The organism is Corynebacterium timonense, from assembly GCF_900105305.1.
Taxonomy (GTDB): Bacteria; Actinomycetota; Actinomycetes; order Mycobacteriales; family Mycobacteriaceae; genus Corynebacterium; species Corynebacterium timonense.
In genome coordinates this window covers 2,333,576-2,349,878 of record NZ_LT629765.1, presented here as the reverse complement: position 1 = coordinate 2,349,878, position 16,303 = coordinate 2,333,576, and the positions used below count along the sequence as shown (strand labels likewise).

Genomic DNA, 16,303 nt, shown 5'->3' with positions numbered 1-16,303 from the left:
GGCCCGGGCGGCTAAAAATTTATCAGACTGTGGCGGTGCTACTTCACCACCAAGTTGACCATGCGTCCCGGCACGGCGATGACCTTGACCACGTTCTTGCCCTCGGTGAGCTCGGCGACGCGGGCGTCGCCACGCGCGGCGGCCTCCATCTCCTGCGGGGTGGCGTCGGGCGCGACCTGGATGCGGGCGCGGACCTTGCCGTTGATCTGCACGGGGACCTCCACGGTCTCGTCAACGAGCAGCGACTCGTCGAAGGTGGGGAAGGGCTCGAAGGTGACCGTGTCGGCGTGGCCGAGCGTGGACCACAGCTCCTCCGCAATGTGCGGGGCGAGCGGGGAGACCATCTGCACGAGCGGCTCGACCGCGGCCCGCGGCACCGCGCCCGAGTACGCCTTGGTGAGGTGGTTGACGTACTCGATGAGCTTGGCCACCACGGTGTTGTCGCGCAGGTTCTCGTAGTCCTCGCGCACGCCGGCGATGGTGCGGTGCAGCTGCTTCGCGTCCTCGTCGGTCAGCGCGGCCTCGTCCACGCGCAGCTCGCCGGTCTCCTCGTCGACGACGAGGCGCCACAGGCGCTGCAGGAAGCGGTGCGCGCCGACGACGTCCTTCGTGGCCCACGGGCGGGAGGTGTCCAGCGGGCCCATCGACATCTCGTAGACGCGCAGGGTATCCGCGCCGAAGTCGCGGGCGATCTCGTCCGGGGCGACGGCGTTCTTCAGGGACTTGCCCATCTTGCCGTACTCCTGCGTGACCTCCTCGCCGTGGTGGTAGAACCTGCCGTCCTTCTCCTCCACCTCGGCGGCGGGCACGTACACGCCGCGGGCGTCGGTGTAAGCGTAGGCCTGGATGTAGCCCTGGTTGTAGAGGCGCCGATACGGCTCGCGCGAGGTGACAAAGCCCAGGTCGTAGAGCACCTTGTGCCAGAAACGGGCGTAGAGCAGGTGCAGCACGGCGTGCTCGACGCCGCCGACGTAGAGGTCCACGCCGCCCGGGTCGTTCTCGCCGCGCGGGCCCGTCCAGTAGCGCTCGTTCTCGATGTTGCAGAACTCGTCCGCGTTCGTCGGGTCAATGTAGCGCAGCTGATACCAGGAGGACCCCGCCCACTGCGGCATCACATTGGTGTCGCGCCAGTACGTCTGCGTACCGTGGCCCAGGTCGAGCTCCACCTCCACCCAGTCGGTGGCCTTCGCCAGCGGGGGAGAGGGCTCGGAGTCGGCATCGTCCGGGTCGAAGGAGACGGGCTTGTAGTCCTCCACCTCCGGCAGCTCCACCGGCAGCATGTCCTCCGGCAGGGAGTGCGCCTGGCCGTTTTCGTCGTAGACGATGGGGAAGGGCTCACCCCAGTAGCGCTGGCGGGCGAAGAGCCAATCGCGCAGCTTGTACTGGATTTTCTCGGTGCCCGAGCCGTTGTCTTCCAGCCACGCGATCGTCCGTGCGATCGCGTCTTCCTTGCCCAGGCCGTCCAGGTCCAGGCCCGCGGAGTTCGCGGAGTTGACGTGGGGGCCGTCGCCCGTGAACGCCTCCTGGGAGACGTCGCCGCCTTCGAGCACCTCCACGATGGGAAGGCCAAAAACGGTCGCGAACTCGTGGTCGCGCTCGTCGTGCGCCGGCACCGCCATGATGGCGCCCGTGCCGTAGCCGGTGAGCACGTAGTCCGCGATGAAGATGGGCACCTGCTCGCCGCTGACGGGATTCGTGGCGTAGGAGCCGAGGAATACACCCGTCTTTTCCTTATTTTCCTGGCGCTCCACGTCCGACTTCGCCGCGATGGCGCGCTTGTAGGAGGCGACAGCCTCCGCCGGGGTTGCGGCGTCATTCGTCCACCGCGTATCGACGCCCTCGGGGTACGCATCGGCCGTCAGCACGCCAACGAGCTCGTGCTCGGGCGCGAGGACGACGTAGCTGGCGCCGAAGAGCGTGTCGGGGCGGGTGGTAAAGACCTCGATGTCGCCCGCCTCCGAGGCGAAGGCGACCTGCGCGCCGCGGGAGCGGCCGATCCAGTTGCGCTGCATGGACTTGACCTTCTCCGGCCAGTCGAGAAGCTCGAGGTCGTCGAGGAGGCGGTCCGAGTAGGCGGTGATGCGCATCATCCACTGGCGCAGGCGCTTGCGGAAGACCGGGAAGTTCCCGCGCTCCGAGCGGCCGTCGGCGGTGACCTCCTCGTTCGCGAGCACCGTGCCCAGGCCCGGGCACCAGTTCACCATCGACTCCGAGAGGTAGACGAGGCGGAACTCGTCGATCGCCGCGTACTTCTCCTCCGTGCTCAGGTCGCGGAAGGCGCGGCCGTCCTTGCAGGTGCGCTCGCCCGTCATGAGCTCGCGCACGAGGTCCTCGATGGGGCGGGCCCTCTGCTGCTCCTCATCGAACCAGGCGTTGTAAATCTGCAGGAAGATCCACTGCGTCCAGCGGTAGAACTCCGGGTCCGTCGTGGCCACGGACCGGCGGCGGTCATGGCCCAACCCCAGCGCGTCGAGCTGGCGGGTCATGTTGGCGATGTTCGCCTCCGTCGTCGTGCGCGGGTGCGTGCCCGTCTGGATGGCGTACTGCTCCGCCGGCAGGCCGAAGGCGTCGTAGCCGAGGGTGTGCAGCACGTTCTTGCCCAGCATGCGGTTGTAGCGGGCGTAGACGTCGGTGGCGATGTAGCCCAGCGGGTGCCCCACGTGCAGGCCCGCGCCCGAGGGGTAGGGGAACATGTCTTGGACATTGAGCTTGTCCTCGGGCAGCTGCGTGCCCGTCGCGAGGTCGCCCACCGGGTTCGGCGCGTTGAACGTGCCGTTGTCCACCCAGTAGCGCTGCCACTTCTGCTCAATCTCGTTTGCCAGGCGCGCCGTGTAGCGAAACGCCGGCCCCTCGGTCGCGTTAGTCATGGTTAGACAGTGTAGTGGGGTAGTCGGTATCTCCGAACAGCCAGGTGATGAGGATCGCGCCCGGATCGGGCACATCCTTCGCGCTCTCTCCGAGGTAGGAGGCGCGCCCCTTCTTCGCCGACAGCTCGCGGGTGCTGTCCACCCCCTCTGCCGCCGCCTCGAGTGCCACCGCGAGCGTCTCGCCGAAGTCGGCGGAGCTGTCGCGCTCGGCGACGGCCTGCGCCGCTGGGTAGAGCGCGTCGATCATGGTCTTGTCGCCGAGCTCCGCGCCGCCGAGCTCGCGAATCGCCTCGTACGCTGCCTTAAGGCCCGCCGCCAGGGCGCCCGTGGTCATCTCACCGTCGCACGCCCTTGCGAGCTCGGTGAACAGGGTGCCGAACACCGCGCCCGAGGTGCCGCCGGAGCGGACCAAGAAACGGTGGGCGAGGCCGTCGAGGACGTCGCTGTCGCTGCCGCGCAGGGGCAGGGCAATGTCCCCGAACGCCGCGTCCACGTTCTCCCCAAAGTCGCCGTCACCGGCGAGGCGGTCCAGCTCCGTCAGGTCGTCCGAGCCCTCCTGCGCGCGCCGCACGAACTCCGTCAGCCAGCCGTTTTCCTCCCCTTCCGTGGGCAGCGTGTCGTCGAACGACGTCTCCGCCGGGCGGTACTCGGCCTCGCCGCCGAGGGCGCGGGGCCAGGCCGGGGCGGTCGTCGGGGCGTCGAGAAGCTCGGCGACCTCGTCCGTCAGGCGGGTGAGCGTGACGGAGACGCCGTGCATGTTCACCGAGGTGACGAAGGTGCCGGTGAGGCTGCGACGCACCGTGATGCCGCGCTCGCGAAGCCACGACAGCACCTCGCCGAACACCAGGTGGATCTCGAGCAGCGTGGTCCCGCCGAGGCCGTTGATGACGCAAGCGACCTCGTCGCCCTCCGTCAGGCCCAACGCGTGCACGATGCCAGGCAGGATCGCCGTGACAATGTCGCGCGCCGGGGCGACGTCGACCCGGGCGACGCCACGCTCGCCGTGGATGCCCACGCCGACTTCCATGTCGCCTTCGCCGAGGTCGAACGTGTCCCGGCCCGACGTGGGCAGGTGGCCCGGCGCGAGCGCGACCGCCATGCTCCGGGAGTTGTCGGCCACCCACTGCGCGATGTCACGGACCGCCTCGAGGTCGTCGCCGCGCCGTGCGGCGGCCCCGGCCACCTTTTCGACGAGGATGGTCGCCGCGGTTCCCCGCCGACCCGGCCCCGACTTCTCCCCGGCCTCAGTGGCAATGTCCTCCTTGACCACCACGAACGCCGTCTCCACGTCGGGGTTCATGTTGCGCGCCACGGAGAAGTTCATGACGTCACCCGTGTAGTTCTTCACCACGTGGAGCACCCCGCGCCCCTGGTCTGCCCACTTCGTCGCCTCCGAGATCTGCACCGCGTTGGGGGAGGTGAACAGGTGGCCGGGGCAGGCAGCGGCGAGCATCCCAGGCCCGACGAACCCGGCGTGCATCGGCTCGTGTCCCGAGCCGCCGCCGGAGATCACGGCGACGGCGGGCTCACCGTCGCCGGTCACCACCGGCGAGGCCTGGCGGATAAAGCCGGACGTGTCCCACTCGGCATCGGGGTGGGCGGCGACCGTGCCCCCGAACGCTTGGGCGGAAAAATCGTGTGGGTCGTTGCGGAAGGAACGGATGATGGGTGCGTTGTCAGCCATGCGCCAAGACTAGCCCACACCGCGGCGCCCGATGCCGGCCTAGCATGGACGCCACGGGGCAAAACCCCAGTTCATTCACCATAGGAAAGGAATACTCATGACCGAGGCATACACCCGCGATAAGACCTACACCGGCCCCTCCCGCTACGTCCAAGGCATCGACCTGATCGACCGCGCCGCCCACTACCTCAAGCCTCTTGGCACGGCACCGCTGATCATCGCCGACGAGGTCGTATGGGACATCGCGGGCAAGCAGCTGCAGGAGAGCCTGCGTAACGACGGCATGGAAGCCACGCACGAGGTTTTCGGCGGAGAGGCCTCCCTCAACGAGATCGAGCGCATCGCCGACAAGGCCCGATCTGGCGACAGCGACGTCATCATCGGCCTCGGCGGCGGCAAGACCATCGACACCGCCCGCGGGGTAGCGGACAAGCTCGACGCGCCCGTTGCCATCTTCCCCACCGCCGTCTCCGCCGACGCGCCGACCGCGCGCGTCTCCGTCATCTACACCGACGACGGGGTCTTCGACTCCTACCTCTTTTACGACCGCAACCCCGACCTCGTTGCCGTGGACACGCGCGTGATCGCCAACGCGCCCGTGAATACGCTGCGCTCTGGTCTCGGCGACGCGCTCGCCACCCTCGTCGAGGCACGGGCCGTGCACCAGGCAAACGGCCGACGCATGGACGACGCCTCCCGCCCCACGCTCGCCGGGCTGGCTTTGGCCGAAAAGTGCGAAGAAACCCTCTTCGCCTACGCCCACCAGGCGCTGAAGGACGCGGAGGAGCACATCGTTTCCCCGGCCCTCGAGGCCATCTGCGAGGCGAACACCCTCCTGTCGGGCCTGGGCTTCGAAAACGGCGGCCTCGCGGCGATCCACGCGATCCACAACGGCTTCACCGCGCTCGACGGTGAGGTCCACTCGATGTCGCACGGCGAAAAGGTGTCCTTCGGCATCGGCGTCCAGCTGATGCTCACGGCTGCGCCGAAGGAGGAAGCGGACCGCTACTTCGGTTTCCTCCAGTCCGTGGGCCTGCCCACGACGCTCGAGGAGATGCACCTCGAGGACGCGACGGACGAGGACCTGTACAAGATCGCCGAGCTCGCCTGCTCCAGCGACGAAACGCTCAAGCAGCTGCCGGGCGAGTACACGCCCACCGACGTCGTGCAGGCGATCCGCGCTGCGGACCGCTACGCGCGTTCGTTCCGAGAGCGCTAAACACGCTCCCACTGCACGTCACACCCCAGGGCTTCGAGGACGTCGACGGCTTCCGTCGTCGCCTCGTCGAGCCTGTCGGCGCTCCTGATGTCGAGCACGACGGTGTCCTGGGTGGTGGCGATTTCCTTGACCATCCACCCGTCGCGCCCACGGGTACCCAGGGGGTCGGCGGGCAGGTCTTCGAGCCATTCCAGGGCGGCCTGGCGGGCGCTGTCGCCCGTCACCGTGAGGCGCACCGTTTCCGGGATCGTGTCGTCGTGGTCGTTGCGTTCGCTCATGCGGACCACAATACGGAGATTGTGAGGCGGCGGGCTCCCGCTGGAGCATGAACACCTAGCTGTACTTCCGTGGGAGGTTGTGAACGAAAAGGGGGAGCCCCCGGTAGTGGTGGAGGTATCCCCACGAACACCGATCCCGAGGGCTTCCATGGCACACCGTAACGCACCTTTGACCCCGGCCGGTAGGTAGAAGATCGTCGATGTGGTTCTCGTCGACGGCTACTCCCAGCGCCGGGTGGCCGAGCGGCTGCAGATTTCGGCGGCCACGGTCAACCTGTGGGTCACACGCGCCCGCAATGGCGAGGCTCTCACCGACCGCTCCAGCCAGCCCCGCAGCTGCCCGCACCAGCCGCCGGTGCGCACCCAGCGCCGCATCATCACACTGCGGTTGACTCGCCAGTGGGGCCCACACCGTATTAGCTACCACCTCGGAATTCCCCGGTCCACGGTCCGTCGGGTGCTGGCGCGCTACACCATGCCGAAACTAGCCTGCATCGACCAGGCAACAGGGCTTGCTGTGCGCACAGCACCACCAGTGCGCTACGAACACAGCCAGGCCGGGGGCATGATCCATGTCGACATTAAAAAGCTCGGCCGCATCCCCGACGGTGGCGGCTGGCGTGTACACGGGCGTGGCTCTGCACAGGATCGCCGGGCGGGCCGCGCCCGCGGGGCGGGTATATTCCTACCTGCATCACGCCGTGGATGACTACTCACGGACGGTGTATTCGGAGATCCTGACCGATACGAAGAAGCACACCGCGGCCGGGTTTATGCGGCGCGCCTTACAGTTCTTTTCCGGCCACGGCGTCGAGGTCACACGGGTGATGACGGGTAACCGGTGATGCCCCTGAGAAGGGGAACTCCGTCAAACCATGCTGCTCCGGTAGCGGGAATTGCTGCGATCGGCTAACGATGCAGGTATCCACTCAACCTATTTTTGGAGGCTTCCCTGCCATGGGACACAAACTGCGTGTTCTCACCATTTGCGCAACCAGCGCCGCAACTCCCTTCGTCGGAATGCACACAGCAGGCGCTGCGCCCGTTTCACACATTTCGCTGGTTGCTCATCCAAACGTGATTCCTTATGGTCACGATGGCCATAAGGAAAATTGCGAGACGTTGTATGAAGGTCTTTCCCGAAAGTGTCGAGTGGTTCCACATCCAGCAGGCCGTGCGCTTTGCTGGGCAGCACCTGCTGCTACGTATGCTGGCCGCTTGCGCTAGGAAGAGCTCTCATGGCTTTTATCGAAACCTCAGTGCTTCAACGCGTTCTTCAAAAACTTGATGGAAGCAGCATTGAGATCCTTGTTAGTGCCCCTGTCCTAGAGGGGCACGACTGGTTTACGAAGTGGTCTATAAAAGGCTTGGAAGACGGCGATGTACACCTGAGTTCGGGTGGAGTCGATTCAATGCAATCGATGATGTTCGCATTATCGGCGATTGGCGATCGTATTGCTGCTGAGCAGCAAGAACTGTTGTTCCTGGGAAGCGAATATCTACAACTTCTCAGGACTGCGCCACCTATCGAGCCTGATCTTTGGTCGGCGTCTGTGCAAGCTCCTATAGCTTAGAGTCTCCAGCGCTTGCTTCGGTATCTTTGGCGTTTAGGAATGTGCCAAAGACAGCGCGGACGAAGGCGTGGTCAAACAACCCCGCCGAAAGGCGCAACCGGGAGATCAGGCGCCGCCCCGACCTCGTCGGGGCCTTCCCCGACCGTGACGCCGTCGTCAGGGTTAACGGGGCGGTCGTCGCCGGACAGCCCGAGTAAGCCCGAGTAAGAAAGATGCACCAGAAAACCTGCATGCCGCTCACCAGCCTGGAACAGTCCACGACGTCAATGACACCCGCCGTCATTGACGTCGGTGAATCGACTCAGGAGGGCGGTGTAGGAGCCCGCGCCAACGCCAAGCGCGTGATGGCTCCTGACGCCGTCATGCTGCTTGTTTTATCGACAGGAAGATACGCCACCACCGTGGATTTGCCCCTTCAAACTCCACTGGCGTGAACGCCTCGACTCGTGAACAGACACCACCTAAGAGCCATCGAGAAGAAACACGCCCACAGCTTCTAGGCGAACTTCCTCGCCTGCTTCGGGGTTAGTGCCGCGCGCACGGGCCTCTTCAAGCAAGACGCACGATGATCTAGACCGGGAAGCCGATGAGGCGATGGGAGCGCCACGCAAGCTCACCAATGAGCGGCAGCGCCAAGAGGTATTGTTCAACAGTTTTCTTATATGACGGTCGTGCGCAAACCGGATAACTATCGGGTAACACCGTACTGCTGAGGTTGAAGTGCAACCGCTGTTTGCACAAGCATGGAAGATGAACGTAAACCCAAGGATTGGAGGAAAGATGATCTGCAAGAGAGCTTTCGGAAGAGTAGCAGGGGCCGCTCTGGTGGGGGTGGGGCTAGCGCTTGCGCCAGCTACGCCAACGGTCGCGCAAGAGGGAGCCCATGCGGGAAGCCAGGTAGGAGATGATTCCTTCATCCTGCAAGGCGCTGATGGCCTGACTCGATCAACCTCGCCTGTTGAACAGCCGGGTGTCCAAGGTCGGCATATAGAGCTGCAACCTGGCGACAGAATCGAGATCAGCGCTGATGGCCAAACCGCTGATTTGGTCAATAAAGACGGCGATGTCGTAGGTTCATTTACCGCGCCACAAATCTATGACGCTGACGGTAACGAGCTATCCGCACGTTTTGCTCAATACGAAGACATGCTTATTCTCGCTGAAACAGGGCCTTCAACCCGTGATGCATGCACCAAAGCCACAGTAGGTAAGTGGACGTACCGCATAGGTGCCGCTGGAGTATGTGGAGCGCTTGGCGCTGCGACTGGAGGCGTTGCAGGGGGAGCATGCGGGCTCGGCGCAACATGGGCGGAAGACAATATTAACTTTGATTCTGTGTGTTAGTGAGGGCGAAGATGTCTAATTTCCGTAACCCGAAAACAGTCGCTACATCATTTGTCTGTGTCATCGCTGGAATATGGGCTTACTGCCTGATCGTGGCACCACTGTTCTCTGACGGTAGCTACGCCAGCGTGGCGTTAGAGAAAACAAAAGATATCGGCATTGGGTTTACGATTGCGGCGCTTTTTGTGGGAGCCGTGTGGTTCCTGATCGCCAAAAAGAAATCTGAAGCATAGGATCGTGATTCTATGCGGTCAAGTCCCGGGTAGTGGTGTATCTGGTTTCGGATCTTGGTGATGTTTGAGGGCTTGTTGTCAGGGCCCGACTCCAGATCGAGCGGGCCACGCTCTCATAGATATCTGGAAGAGAAAAGATAAAGGCGTCGACGTTGGAAAGTCAGCTCATAACTAGTAACTAACTAGTAATCAGCAGCGCGCTCGTGCATTGGGGAGCGCGTACCACGTTGTCGAACCCCAAAGGCCCATTATCGGTTTCAGGACTATCTCTACTATTCCCGGCGGCCTCCACTTACGTTGCGAGAGGTGAAGTGCCCCAGTTTTTTCCTAGTTGTGCGCCTTGATTTCCATTATTCTCCGACTGGGTCGTAGTCCAACAACCCGCTCAGGGGCCGGCTCGTCGCCGCCAGAAGCGTCATTTTCGGGGATGTACCGGCTGCGCTCGTCGCCCTCGTCCCAGACGTGCCAGGCGGCATCCCGGAAAAATGAGGCGCGCCCACAATGTACCTGTCGCGCCCCTTTAGTACATACCTCCTACAGAAAGCACGACAGCACATCGACCCGCAAACGCCCGGCGGTGACTGTTCGAGTCTTCTTCAGAGCTCGCAGGTCACACGAGCCCCGCCAGCAGGGTGCGCAGGCCGAGGTCGAAGATGTGGTGGGGATTGTGGGCGTCGATAAGCACGTTGAACGACGCACCGAAGATGAAGGACTCGAGGACCGCGACGACGTCCATCGCCTCGCGCTCATCGACGCCCGCCCGACGCACCACCGCGACGACCAGCTCGTACATCTCCACCGTCCCGCGCGCGCCGAATGTGGGCATCGTGCCCAGGTGCGCGATGAGGGCGCAGTGGCGCGACAGGACGTCCCGGTAGGATGAGCCCCAAGCGGTCAGCGCCTCGGCGGGCTCGATCGTGCCCGCCAGGCAGGCCTCGAGGGCGGCGGTGTCAACCTGCGCCATCACGGCGTCTTCGACGATGAAGAGCAGCTCCTCCTTGCCCGACACGTGGTTGTACAGGGCGCTGGGGGAGACACCGAGGGCGCGGGCGACGGCGGACATCGTGAGCTTGGAGTAGCCCTGCTGGGCGGCGATTTCGAGGGCCGCCTTCGTGATCTTATCGCAGGTCACGATGGCCTTCGTCGGCCGTCCGCGGGAGCGTTGGGGGGACATGGTAACCACCTTGTATCTGTGAAACTCTGTGAAACAGGGTGCAGCCATTGTGACCCAGAACACGCGTCCGCGCCAACGTATCTGGAAAAGGGCTTACGATAGTTCATATCTCGTCCCCAACCGAAGTGGAGCAAACATGTCTGGCAGTACGTCCGTCAGTGGAGGGGAGGGGCTCCGCAGGGCAGGCTGGGTCGGGCCTGGCTTGGTCATCAGCGCCTCCTTCATCGGCCCCGGCACCGTCACCACGGCAACAGTGACGGGGGCGAGCTTCGGCTTCGCCCTGGCGTGGGCGGTCGTCTTTTCCGTCCTCGCCACGATCATCCTGCAGGAGATGTCGGTGCGCCTCGGGCTGTCCGCCAGGCTCAGCACCGGCGAGGCGCTGCGCAAGACCTTCGAGCACCCGGTCAGCCGGGGGTTGGTGACGGCGCTGGTTGTCGCCGCCATCGGTATCGGCGGCGCGGCCTACGCCGGCGGCGACACCACCGGCACCTCGCTAGCGATTAACAGCGTCACCGGGCTGCCCATCCCGGTGCTGGCAGGCATCATCGCCGCGGTCATCATCGCGCTGTTCCTCACCGGCAGCTACAAGGTCCTCGAGCGTTTCATGTCGGTGCTTGTCGCCATCCTGGCCGCGGTGTTCGTCATCACGTTCATCGCGGTCCGCCCCGACCTCGGGGAGCTCATGCGCGGCATCTTCCAGCCGAGCATCCCGGAAGCCGCCGGGCTGACGGCGATCGCGCTCGTGGGTACCACGGTCGTGCCCTACAACGTCTTCCTGCACTCGAACCTCGTGCAGGAAAAGTGGGGCGACGAGAGGCCGGACGTGGCGCTGAAGAAGGGGCGGACGGACACCGCGGTCTCGATCTCCGTCGGTGGCCTGATCACGCTGTCGATCATGTCCACGGCCGCCGCCGTCATGTTCACGCAGGGCCTGAGCGCGGAGTCCGCGGGAGACCTCGCCGAGCCGCTGCGCCCCACGCTCGGCGACTTCGCACCGTGGGCGCTAGCCATCGGCCTGTTCGCCGCCGGTCTGACGTCCGCCATCGCGGGCCCGCTGGGCGCTGCCTACGCCATCAGCGGCGTGCTCGGCTGGTCCTCGGACCTCAAGGACCCGAAGTTCCGCGCCTTGTTCCTCACCGTCGTCATCATCGGCGCGATCATCGCGATTACGGGCGCCGACCCGGTGCAGGTGATCATCCTGGCGCAGGCCGCCAACGGCATCCTGCTGCCCATCATCGCGGGCTTCCTGCTGGCCATCATGAACAACAAACGCCTCCTCGGGGAGCACGCCAACGGCGTCGTCGCCAACGTCCTTGGCGGCGCCGTCTTCCTGGTCACGCTCGTCCTCGGAGGCATCTCGCTGTTCGACCTGTTCTAGGCCGGTTGTGAGGCCGGTTTTGAGGCCGGGTCTTAGTACGAGCTGAACCCGTCGTCGGTCAGCTCGTGCTTCTCGTCGCCGGTGATCGCCGGGTTGAAGACGCTCACCAGGATCAGGTCTTCGTCCTTGCCGCCGCGCAGGTAGTGCGCGTCGTGCTCGTCGAGGACGTAGATGGTGCCCGGGGTGATCGGGTAGACGTTGCCCTCGGTGTCTTCGACCTCGCCGGAGCCGCCGATGCAGTAGCAGGCCTCGAGGTGGTTGCGGTACTGCAGGCGCGACTCGGTGCCGGCCTTGACAACCGTGTGCGCGACCGCGAAGCCCATGTTGTCCTTCGCCGTCAACACGCGCTCGCTGGTGCCGCCGCCCCACTCAACCGTCTCGACGTCCTCACGGGAACGGGTAAACATTCTGAATCCTCCTTAGATTTAGGTGCCTTACGGTCCCGAGGGTACAGAGATGTCGCGGGGCGGGCTTTTGCTTAGCGACGCCCAACTGTTGCGCCTATGAAACTCGCCACATCATGGCGTTCAACTGTGGATTCGCCGAGCGCAACCTGAAGGCTAGAAATACACTTGAACTATGGTATACATAGCCATCGCCATCGCGGCGATTATTGCGGTTGGGTATTTCATCTACAAACGGGTCCACGCGGCATCGGCCATTTTCGCGGTGGGCGTCCTCCTTCTCATGATCGCCGCGGCGACGGGCCGCGTCGACCACACCGAGCTGGATATCGAGTTCACCGGCAACGCGTTCTACGACGAGCTGCTCGTGGTCGAGGAGCTGTTCAAGTCCCGCTTCGCCGGCACCGGCATGGCCATCATGGTGCTCTTCGGTTTCGTGGGCTACATGCGCCACATCGGGGCGGACGCGAAGACGGTCGTGGCACTGTCGCGCCCCCTGCAGCGCTTCAACGGTTCCTACTGGCTGGTCCCGCTCGGCTTCACGGTGGGAACGCTGCTGTCCTTGGTCGTGCCCTCGGCGAGCGCGCTGTCGCTGCTGCTGGTGGCCACGCTGCTGCCCGCCCTCATCGCGGCGGGGTTGAGCCCGCTGACTGTGGGGGCCATCATCGTGACGTCGTCGACAATCGTGCCCACGCCGCTCGAGGCCGGCCTGATCCAAGGTGCGGACCTGGTGGGGATGTCCGTCACCGAGTTCACCTTCGGCAACGTGGCCAAGGCGACGATCCCGGCGCTGGTGGTCATGGCGTTCGCCCACATGTGGTGGCAGTGGCGCTGCGATAAGAAGGACGCGGCGCGTGAGACGCTCGATTCCGACGTGACCACCTCGCCCGCGGACTCCGACGACCGCGTCGCCGAGGCGATGAAGCGCGCCGAGGGCCTGCCCGGCTTCTACGCCATCCTGCCGCTTCTGCCGCTGGTGCTCATCATCATCTCCGCCATCCTCAACCGCGCGGGCGTGGTCGAGTTCGAGGCCGACATCCTCCCGGTCACCGTGGTCTCCCTCATGATCACGATGATCATCGAGGCGATCCGCCACCGCACCGTCTCCGAGGCGCTCGACGACCTCAGCCACTTCTTCCGCGGCCTCGGCGAGGGCGCGGGCAGCGTCGTGGCCCTCATCGTCGCCGCCGCCATCCTCGTCGAAGGCATTACCCAGATGGGCGTGATCGAGGCCCTGACCTCGCTGGCTGGCGACTCCTCCGGCGCCGCGGTGGTCATCGTCCTCATCTTCGTGGCGGCGACCGCCCTCATGGCCATGCTCACCGGCTCCGGCGTGGCGCCCTACTTCGCCTTCTCCGAGATGGTGCCGGGCCTGGCCGCCAACTCCACGATCCACGCGCCGCAGATGCTCGCCTCCATCTGGGCCACCTCGAACACCATGCGCCAGGCCTCGCCGGTGAACGCGGCGGTGCTCATCGTCTCCGGCGCCCTCGGCGTCAACCCGATCGAGCTGGTGCGCCGCACGATCGTGCCCATGTTCGCCGGCGCCGCGGTGGCGGTGCTGTGCGCGTTCCTGTTTATCTAGTCTGTTGATCTAACCCAGGTACGCCAGCGCCGCTGCTGCCAGTGCCTTCGCCCCCGTTTCCAGCGTCGGCTGGAGCAGCGGGGCGAAGGCGGGACTGTGGTTGGGGATGACAACGCCCTCCGGCGCGCCGCCGAGGTACCAGTAGCAGTAGGGCGCCCTGAAGGCGTCCGGGATGCCGGGGAAGTCCTCGGAGCCGGTGAGCGGGTCCGCGGGGTGGATGCGCTCGGCGCCGAGGCGCGCGGCGATGCCTTTGCGGACTCGCTCAGTCACACACTCGTCGTTGTCGAGGACGGGGAAGGTGGTGTGGGTGACAATCTCGGGCTCGCGCTTCGCCCCCGCCGCCCGGGCCTCTGCGCGCACGATCCGCTCGATTGCCGCGAGGATCCGTTCGCGCACCTTTGCATCGTAGGCCCGCACGTTGAGGCCCAGGTGCGCCGAGTCCGGAATGACGTTCGGGCGCGTGCCCGCGTGGAAGGTGCCCACGGTGACCACGCCGAACTCGAAGGGGCTAAGCACGCGCGCGACGATCGTCTGCAGGTTCTGTACGACCGCCGACGCCATGACCACCGGGTCCACCCCGAGGTGCGGCATGGAGCCGTGAGAGCCCTCGCCGTACAGCGTGATCTCCAGGTTAACCGAGGTAGCCATCACGGGCCCTGCGCTGAGCGCAACGTGGCCGGCGGGCACGTGGTCGCAGAAAACGTACTGGCCCAACACCACGTCGGGGCGCGCCACCTTGTCCACCAGGCCGTCGGCCACCATGGCCCGCGCGCCGGCGCCGTTTTCCTCACCGGGCTGGAAGAGCAGCTGCAGGGTGCCGGACCAGTCACCGCGGTGGGCCGCCATCATCTCGCCCATGGCGACGAGCGACGCGACGTGCACGTCGTGGCCGCAGGCGTGCATGACGGGCACGGTGTTGCCGTCGGCGTCGGTCGCGGTGTCCGTCGAGGCGTAGGGCAGCCCCGTCTCCTCCTTGACGGGTAGCCCATCAAAGTCGGCGCGCAGCATCACCGTCGGCCCCTCGCCGTTGGTCATGGTGCCCACGACGCCGCCGCCGACCTCGACAACGTCGTATCCCAGGGCAGTGAGCTTGTCGACGATCACCCCCCGCGTCCTGTCCTCCCTCATCGACAGCTCCGGGTGGCGGTGCAGGTCGATATACAGCTCCTCCTGGCTGTCTTTGACGGCTGGGTAGTGGTTGAGGATGTTCTCGGGGGTCATGGGGGTCCTTTCGTGCTCGCAGCCTCCACCCTAGGCGCGTCCCTTCCGAGGGATTTGGTGCGATGTTTTGGCGCTCCCCGCATCTTTCCCATAGGGTTTCACTATTAAGGATCTATTTATGGAAGGGGAAAATACGTTATGAAGCTCGCCCGCATCGCCGCGAGCGTTCTTGCCGCGCTCTCGCTCGTCGGTGCCCCGGCTGCCCAGGCCGCGCAGAACGGGAACATCGTCACCTTCGGCGACTCCTACACCGCCAACCCAGACGAGATTCGCAATGCTCTCCGCGGCATCGAGGTACGCAGCGTGCAGGAGTACGTCGACGATTACCCCTCGACGGGCGGGTGTCTGCAGGCGCCGAACAACTGGCCGCGCAAGCTCTCCGACGCGGTCGGCGCGCCCGTCGCTGACTGGTCGTGCACGGCGCAGACCTCGCAGAGCGTGCTCGGGCGCATCGACGCCGCGATCGAGCATGGCGACATCCACCCCGGCACGCGCAGCGTCGTCATCGCCGTCGGCATGAACGACTACGGCCCCTTCGGCATCGCTCAGGGCTTCACGCCGTGGTTCCCGTCGACGATGCGCGACGACTTCGTCCACAACATGCAGATCGCCGCTGATAAAATCCGTGCGGTGGCCCCGGAGGCCAGCATCGTCCTGTCCGGCTCCCTTGCGGTGTCCGAGCCGGCGCAGCCGCACATGTTCTGCCCGATCAACGTCATCCCGGGCGCCCCGATCGGGTTCCCGCTCCCGCACCTCCAGGCGGTCGAGCACGACAACGAGCACAACCAGCGCGCCGCCGCCGACGCGATCGGCGCGGAGTTCGTGGAGATGCGCTTGCCCTCCGCCGGCCACACCAGCTGCAACCGCGACGCGTCCCAGCGCCATGTCGCAGGTTTTATCGACACCACGACCCCCAACACGACCATGGCTTTGCACCCCTCCGACGCTGGTAGCGAGTTCATCACCCAGCGACTCGCGCCGGTGGTGTAAGGGCGCTGCTCGAGCGCGGCGTTGCCGCCGACGATGGCGGAGTGCCCGGCGCTTCTGTGTCTGATCTGGGCGATGAATGCGTAGGGCATACCGCCCGGACCTGCGGGCCATTCAGCGCCCTTCGGCAGGTCGGGGAGACCGCCAACCCGCGAGGAACCCAAAGGAACCTCGGCGGCCCCACCAGGTTCCACCCCGATTTCCTCGATGAGATACGCCAGCGCCTTTCCGACAAACTCTGCCGGCAGGAAAGCGGCCGCCGCGGTGGAGACTTCCTTCGTGTCCTTGAACATGGGGCCATGTGTAACGGGGGGTGAGCGGGCGCTACTCGAAGTGTGACCTGCACTCCGTGGAC

14 protein-coding genes and 3 pseudogenes are annotated in these 16,303 nt (G+C 65.3%); 10 read left to right on the top strand and 7 right to left on the bottom strand.

The window, feature by feature from the left end:
• Nucleotides 1-38: 38 nt before the first annotated feature.
• Both leuS and BLT81_RS11155 read right to left on the bottom strand, forming a co-directional pair.
• Nucleotides 39-2,867 (bottom strand): leucine--tRNA ligase, encoded by a 2,829-nt coding sequence (gene leuS, locus BLT81_RS11160; RefSeq protein ID WP_019193509.1) that lies wholly within the window; start codon nucleotides 2,865-2,867, stop codon nucleotides 39-41.
• Nucleotides 2,860-4,551: a dihydroxyacetone kinase family protein gene (locus BLT81_RS11155; protein ID WP_019193510.1), complete on the bottom strand. Its 1,692-nt coding sequence runs from the start codon at nucleotides 4,549-4,551 to the stop codon at nucleotides 2,860-2,862. Before BLT81_RS11155 ends, leuS begins: the two co-directional genes overlap by 8 nt.
• A gap of 97 nt (nucleotides 4,552-4,648) precedes the next feature.
• On the opposite strand from BLT81_RS11155, the gene BLT81_RS11150 reads away from it, so the two are divergent.
• A complete protein-coding gene (locus tag BLT81_RS11150) occupies nucleotides 4,649-5,770 on the top strand; it encodes a glycerol dehydrogenase (RefSeq protein ID WP_019193511.1) in 1,122 nt (373 codons plus the stop codon).
• Here BLT81_RS11150 and BLT81_RS11145 read toward each other — a convergent pair.
• Nucleotides 5,767-6,048 carry a hypothetical protein gene (locus BLT81_RS11145; protein WP_019193512.1) on the bottom strand — a complete coding sequence of 94 codons (282 nt, stop codon included), beginning with the start codon at nucleotides 6,046-6,048 and terminating at the stop codon, nucleotides 5,767-5,769. The genes BLT81_RS11150 and BLT81_RS11145 overlap by 4 nt on opposite strands.
• A 193-nt stretch (nucleotides 6,049-6,241) precedes the next feature.
• Here BLT81_RS11145 and BLT81_RS12965 point away from each other — a divergent pair.
• From BLT81_RS12965 to BLT81_RS11120, 6 genes and pseudogenes are all read left to right on the top strand, one after another.
• Nucleotides 6,242-6,887: pseudogene (locus tag BLT81_RS12965) on the top strand (helix-turn-helix domain-containing protein); the annotation flags it as partial.
• A 399-nt stretch (nucleotides 6,888-7,286) separates the two neighbouring features.
• A complete protein-coding gene (locus tag BLT81_RS11135) occupies nucleotides 7,287-7,622 on the top strand; it encodes a DUF6968 family protein (protein ID WP_081582855.1) in 336 nt (111 codons plus the stop codon).
• Between the two features lie 26 nt (nucleotides 7,623-7,648).
• Nucleotides 7,649-7,816: pseudogene (locus tag BLT81_RS11130) on the top strand (transposase); the annotation flags it as partial.
• 18 nt (nucleotides 7,817-7,834) lie between these two features.
• Entirely contained in the window at nucleotides 7,835-8,056 is a 222-nt protein-coding gene (locus BLT81_RS11125) for a hypothetical protein (RefSeq protein WP_040420953.1), read from the top strand.
• Nucleotides 8,057-8,402: 346 nt separating this feature from the next.
• Complete coding sequence (locus BLT81_RS12815; protein ID WP_155860784.1) at nucleotides 8,403-8,966, top strand: hypothetical protein; 564 nt, start codon at nucleotides 8,403-8,405, stop codon at nucleotides 8,964-8,966.
• 11 nt (nucleotides 8,967-8,977) lie between these two features.
• On the top strand, nucleotides 8,978-9,199 hold the full coding sequence (locus tag BLT81_RS11120) for a hypothetical protein (RefSeq protein WP_081582889.1): 222 nt from the start codon (nucleotides 8,978-8,980) through the stop codon (nucleotides 9,197-9,199).
• 610 nt (nucleotides 9,200-9,809) lie between these two features.
• Here the strand turns inward: BLT81_RS11120 and BLT81_RS11115 are convergent.
• A complete protein-coding gene (locus tag BLT81_RS11115) occupies nucleotides 9,810-10,373 on the bottom strand; it encodes a TetR/AcrR family transcriptional regulator (RefSeq protein WP_019193514.1) in 564 nt (187 codons plus the stop codon).
• A 136-nt stretch (nucleotides 10,374-10,509) separates the two neighbouring features.
• Between BLT81_RS11115 and BLT81_RS11110 the strand changes: the two genes are divergently transcribed.
• Entirely contained in the window at nucleotides 10,510-11,751 is a 1,242-nt protein-coding gene (locus BLT81_RS11110; protein ID WP_040420955.1) for an Nramp family divalent metal transporter, read from the top strand.
• A gap of 32 nt (nucleotides 11,752-11,783) precedes the next feature.
• Here the strand turns inward: BLT81_RS11110 and BLT81_RS11105 are convergent, their stop codons facing one another.
• Nucleotides 11,784-12,158 carry an ectoine synthase gene (locus BLT81_RS11105; RefSeq protein WP_019193516.1) on the bottom strand — a complete coding sequence of 125 codons (375 nt, stop codon included), beginning with the start codon at nucleotides 12,156-12,158 and terminating at the stop codon, nucleotides 11,784-11,786.
• A gap of 172 nt (nucleotides 12,159-12,330) precedes the next feature.
• On the opposite strand from BLT81_RS11105, the gene dcuC reads away from it, so the two are divergent.
• On the top strand, nucleotides 12,331-13,740 hold the full coding sequence (dcuC, locus tag BLT81_RS11100; protein ID WP_019193517.1) for a C4-dicarboxylate transporter DcuC: 1,410 nt from the start codon (nucleotides 12,331-12,333) through the stop codon (nucleotides 13,738-13,740).
• Between the two features lie 9 nt (nucleotides 13,741-13,749).
• On the opposite strand, the gene BLT81_RS11095 is transcribed toward dcuC, so the two are convergent.
• On the bottom strand, nucleotides 13,750-14,961 hold the full coding sequence (locus BLT81_RS11095; protein WP_019193518.1) for an amidohydrolase: 1,212 nt from the start codon (nucleotides 14,959-14,961) through the stop codon (nucleotides 13,750-13,752).
• 138 nt (nucleotides 14,962-15,099) lie between these two features.
• Between BLT81_RS11095 and BLT81_RS11090 the strand changes: the two genes are divergently transcribed.
• The gene (locus tag BLT81_RS11090) at nucleotides 15,100-15,951 is read left to right on the top strand and encodes a GDSL-type esterase/lipase family protein (RefSeq protein WP_019193519.1); all 852 of its coding nucleotides are present in this window, start codon (nucleotides 15,100-15,102) and stop codon (nucleotides 15,949-15,951) included.
• Nucleotides 15,952-16,025: 74 nt separating this feature from the next.
• On the opposite strand, the pseudogene BLT81_RS13435 reads toward BLT81_RS11090, so the two are convergent.
• A pseudogene (locus BLT81_RS13435) lies at nucleotides 16,026-16,241 on the bottom strand (hypothetical protein); the annotation flags it as partial.
• Nucleotides 16,242-16,303 lie beyond the last annotated feature (62 nt).

Excerpts from the sequence above, each read along its gene's own strand:
- leuS (WP_019193509.1), bottom strand. The coding sequence starts at position 2,867 with ATGACTAACGCGACCGAGGGGCCGGCGTTTCGCTACACGGCGCGCCTG.
- BLT81_RS11155 (WP_019193510.1), bottom strand. The coding sequence starts at position 4,551 with ATGGCTGACAACGCACCCATCATCCGTTCCTTCCGCAACGACCCACAC.
- BLT81_RS11150 (WP_019193511.1), top strand. The coding sequence starts at position 4,649 with ATGACCGAGGCATACACCCGCGATAAGACCTACACCGGCCCCTCCCGC.
- BLT81_RS11145 (WP_019193512.1), bottom strand. The coding sequence starts at position 6,048 with ATGAGCGAACGCAACGACCACGACGACACGATCCCGGAAACGGTGCGC.
- BLT81_RS11135 (WP_081582855.1), top strand. The coding sequence starts at position 7,287 with ATGGCTTTTATCGAAACCTCAGTGCTTCAACGCGTTCTTCAAAAACTT.
- BLT81_RS11125 (WP_040420953.1), top strand. The coding sequence starts at position 7,835 with ATGCACCAGAAAACCTGCATGCCGCTCACCAGCCTGGAACAGTCCACG.
- BLT81_RS12815 (WP_155860784.1), top strand. The coding sequence starts at position 8,403 with ATGATCTGCAAGAGAGCTTTCGGAAGAGTAGCAGGGGCCGCTCTGGTG.
- BLT81_RS11120 (WP_081582889.1), top strand. The coding sequence starts at position 8,978 with ATGTCTAATTTCCGTAACCCGAAAACAGTCGCTACATCATTTGTCTGT.
- BLT81_RS11115 (WP_019193514.1), bottom strand. The coding sequence starts at position 10,373 with ATGTCCCCCCAACGCTCCCGCGGACGGCCGACGAAGGCCATCGTGACC.
- BLT81_RS11110 (WP_040420955.1), top strand. The coding sequence starts at position 10,510 with ATGTCTGGCAGTACGTCCGTCAGTGGAGGGGAGGGGCTCCGCAGGGCA.
- BLT81_RS11105 (WP_019193516.1), bottom strand. The coding sequence starts at position 12,158 with ATGTTTACCCGTTCCCGTGAGGACGTCGAGACGGTTGAGTGGGGCGGC.
- dcuC (WP_019193517.1), top strand. The coding sequence starts at position 12,331 with ATGGTATACATAGCCATCGCCATCGCGGCGATTATTGCGGTTGGGTAT.
- BLT81_RS11095 (WP_019193518.1), bottom strand. The coding sequence starts at position 14,961 with ATGACCCCCGAGAACATCCTCAACCACTACCCAGCCGTCAAAGACAGC.
- BLT81_RS11090 (WP_019193519.1), top strand. The coding sequence starts at position 15,100 with ATGAAGCTCGCCCGCATCGCCGCGAGCGTTCTTGCCGCGCTCTCGCTC.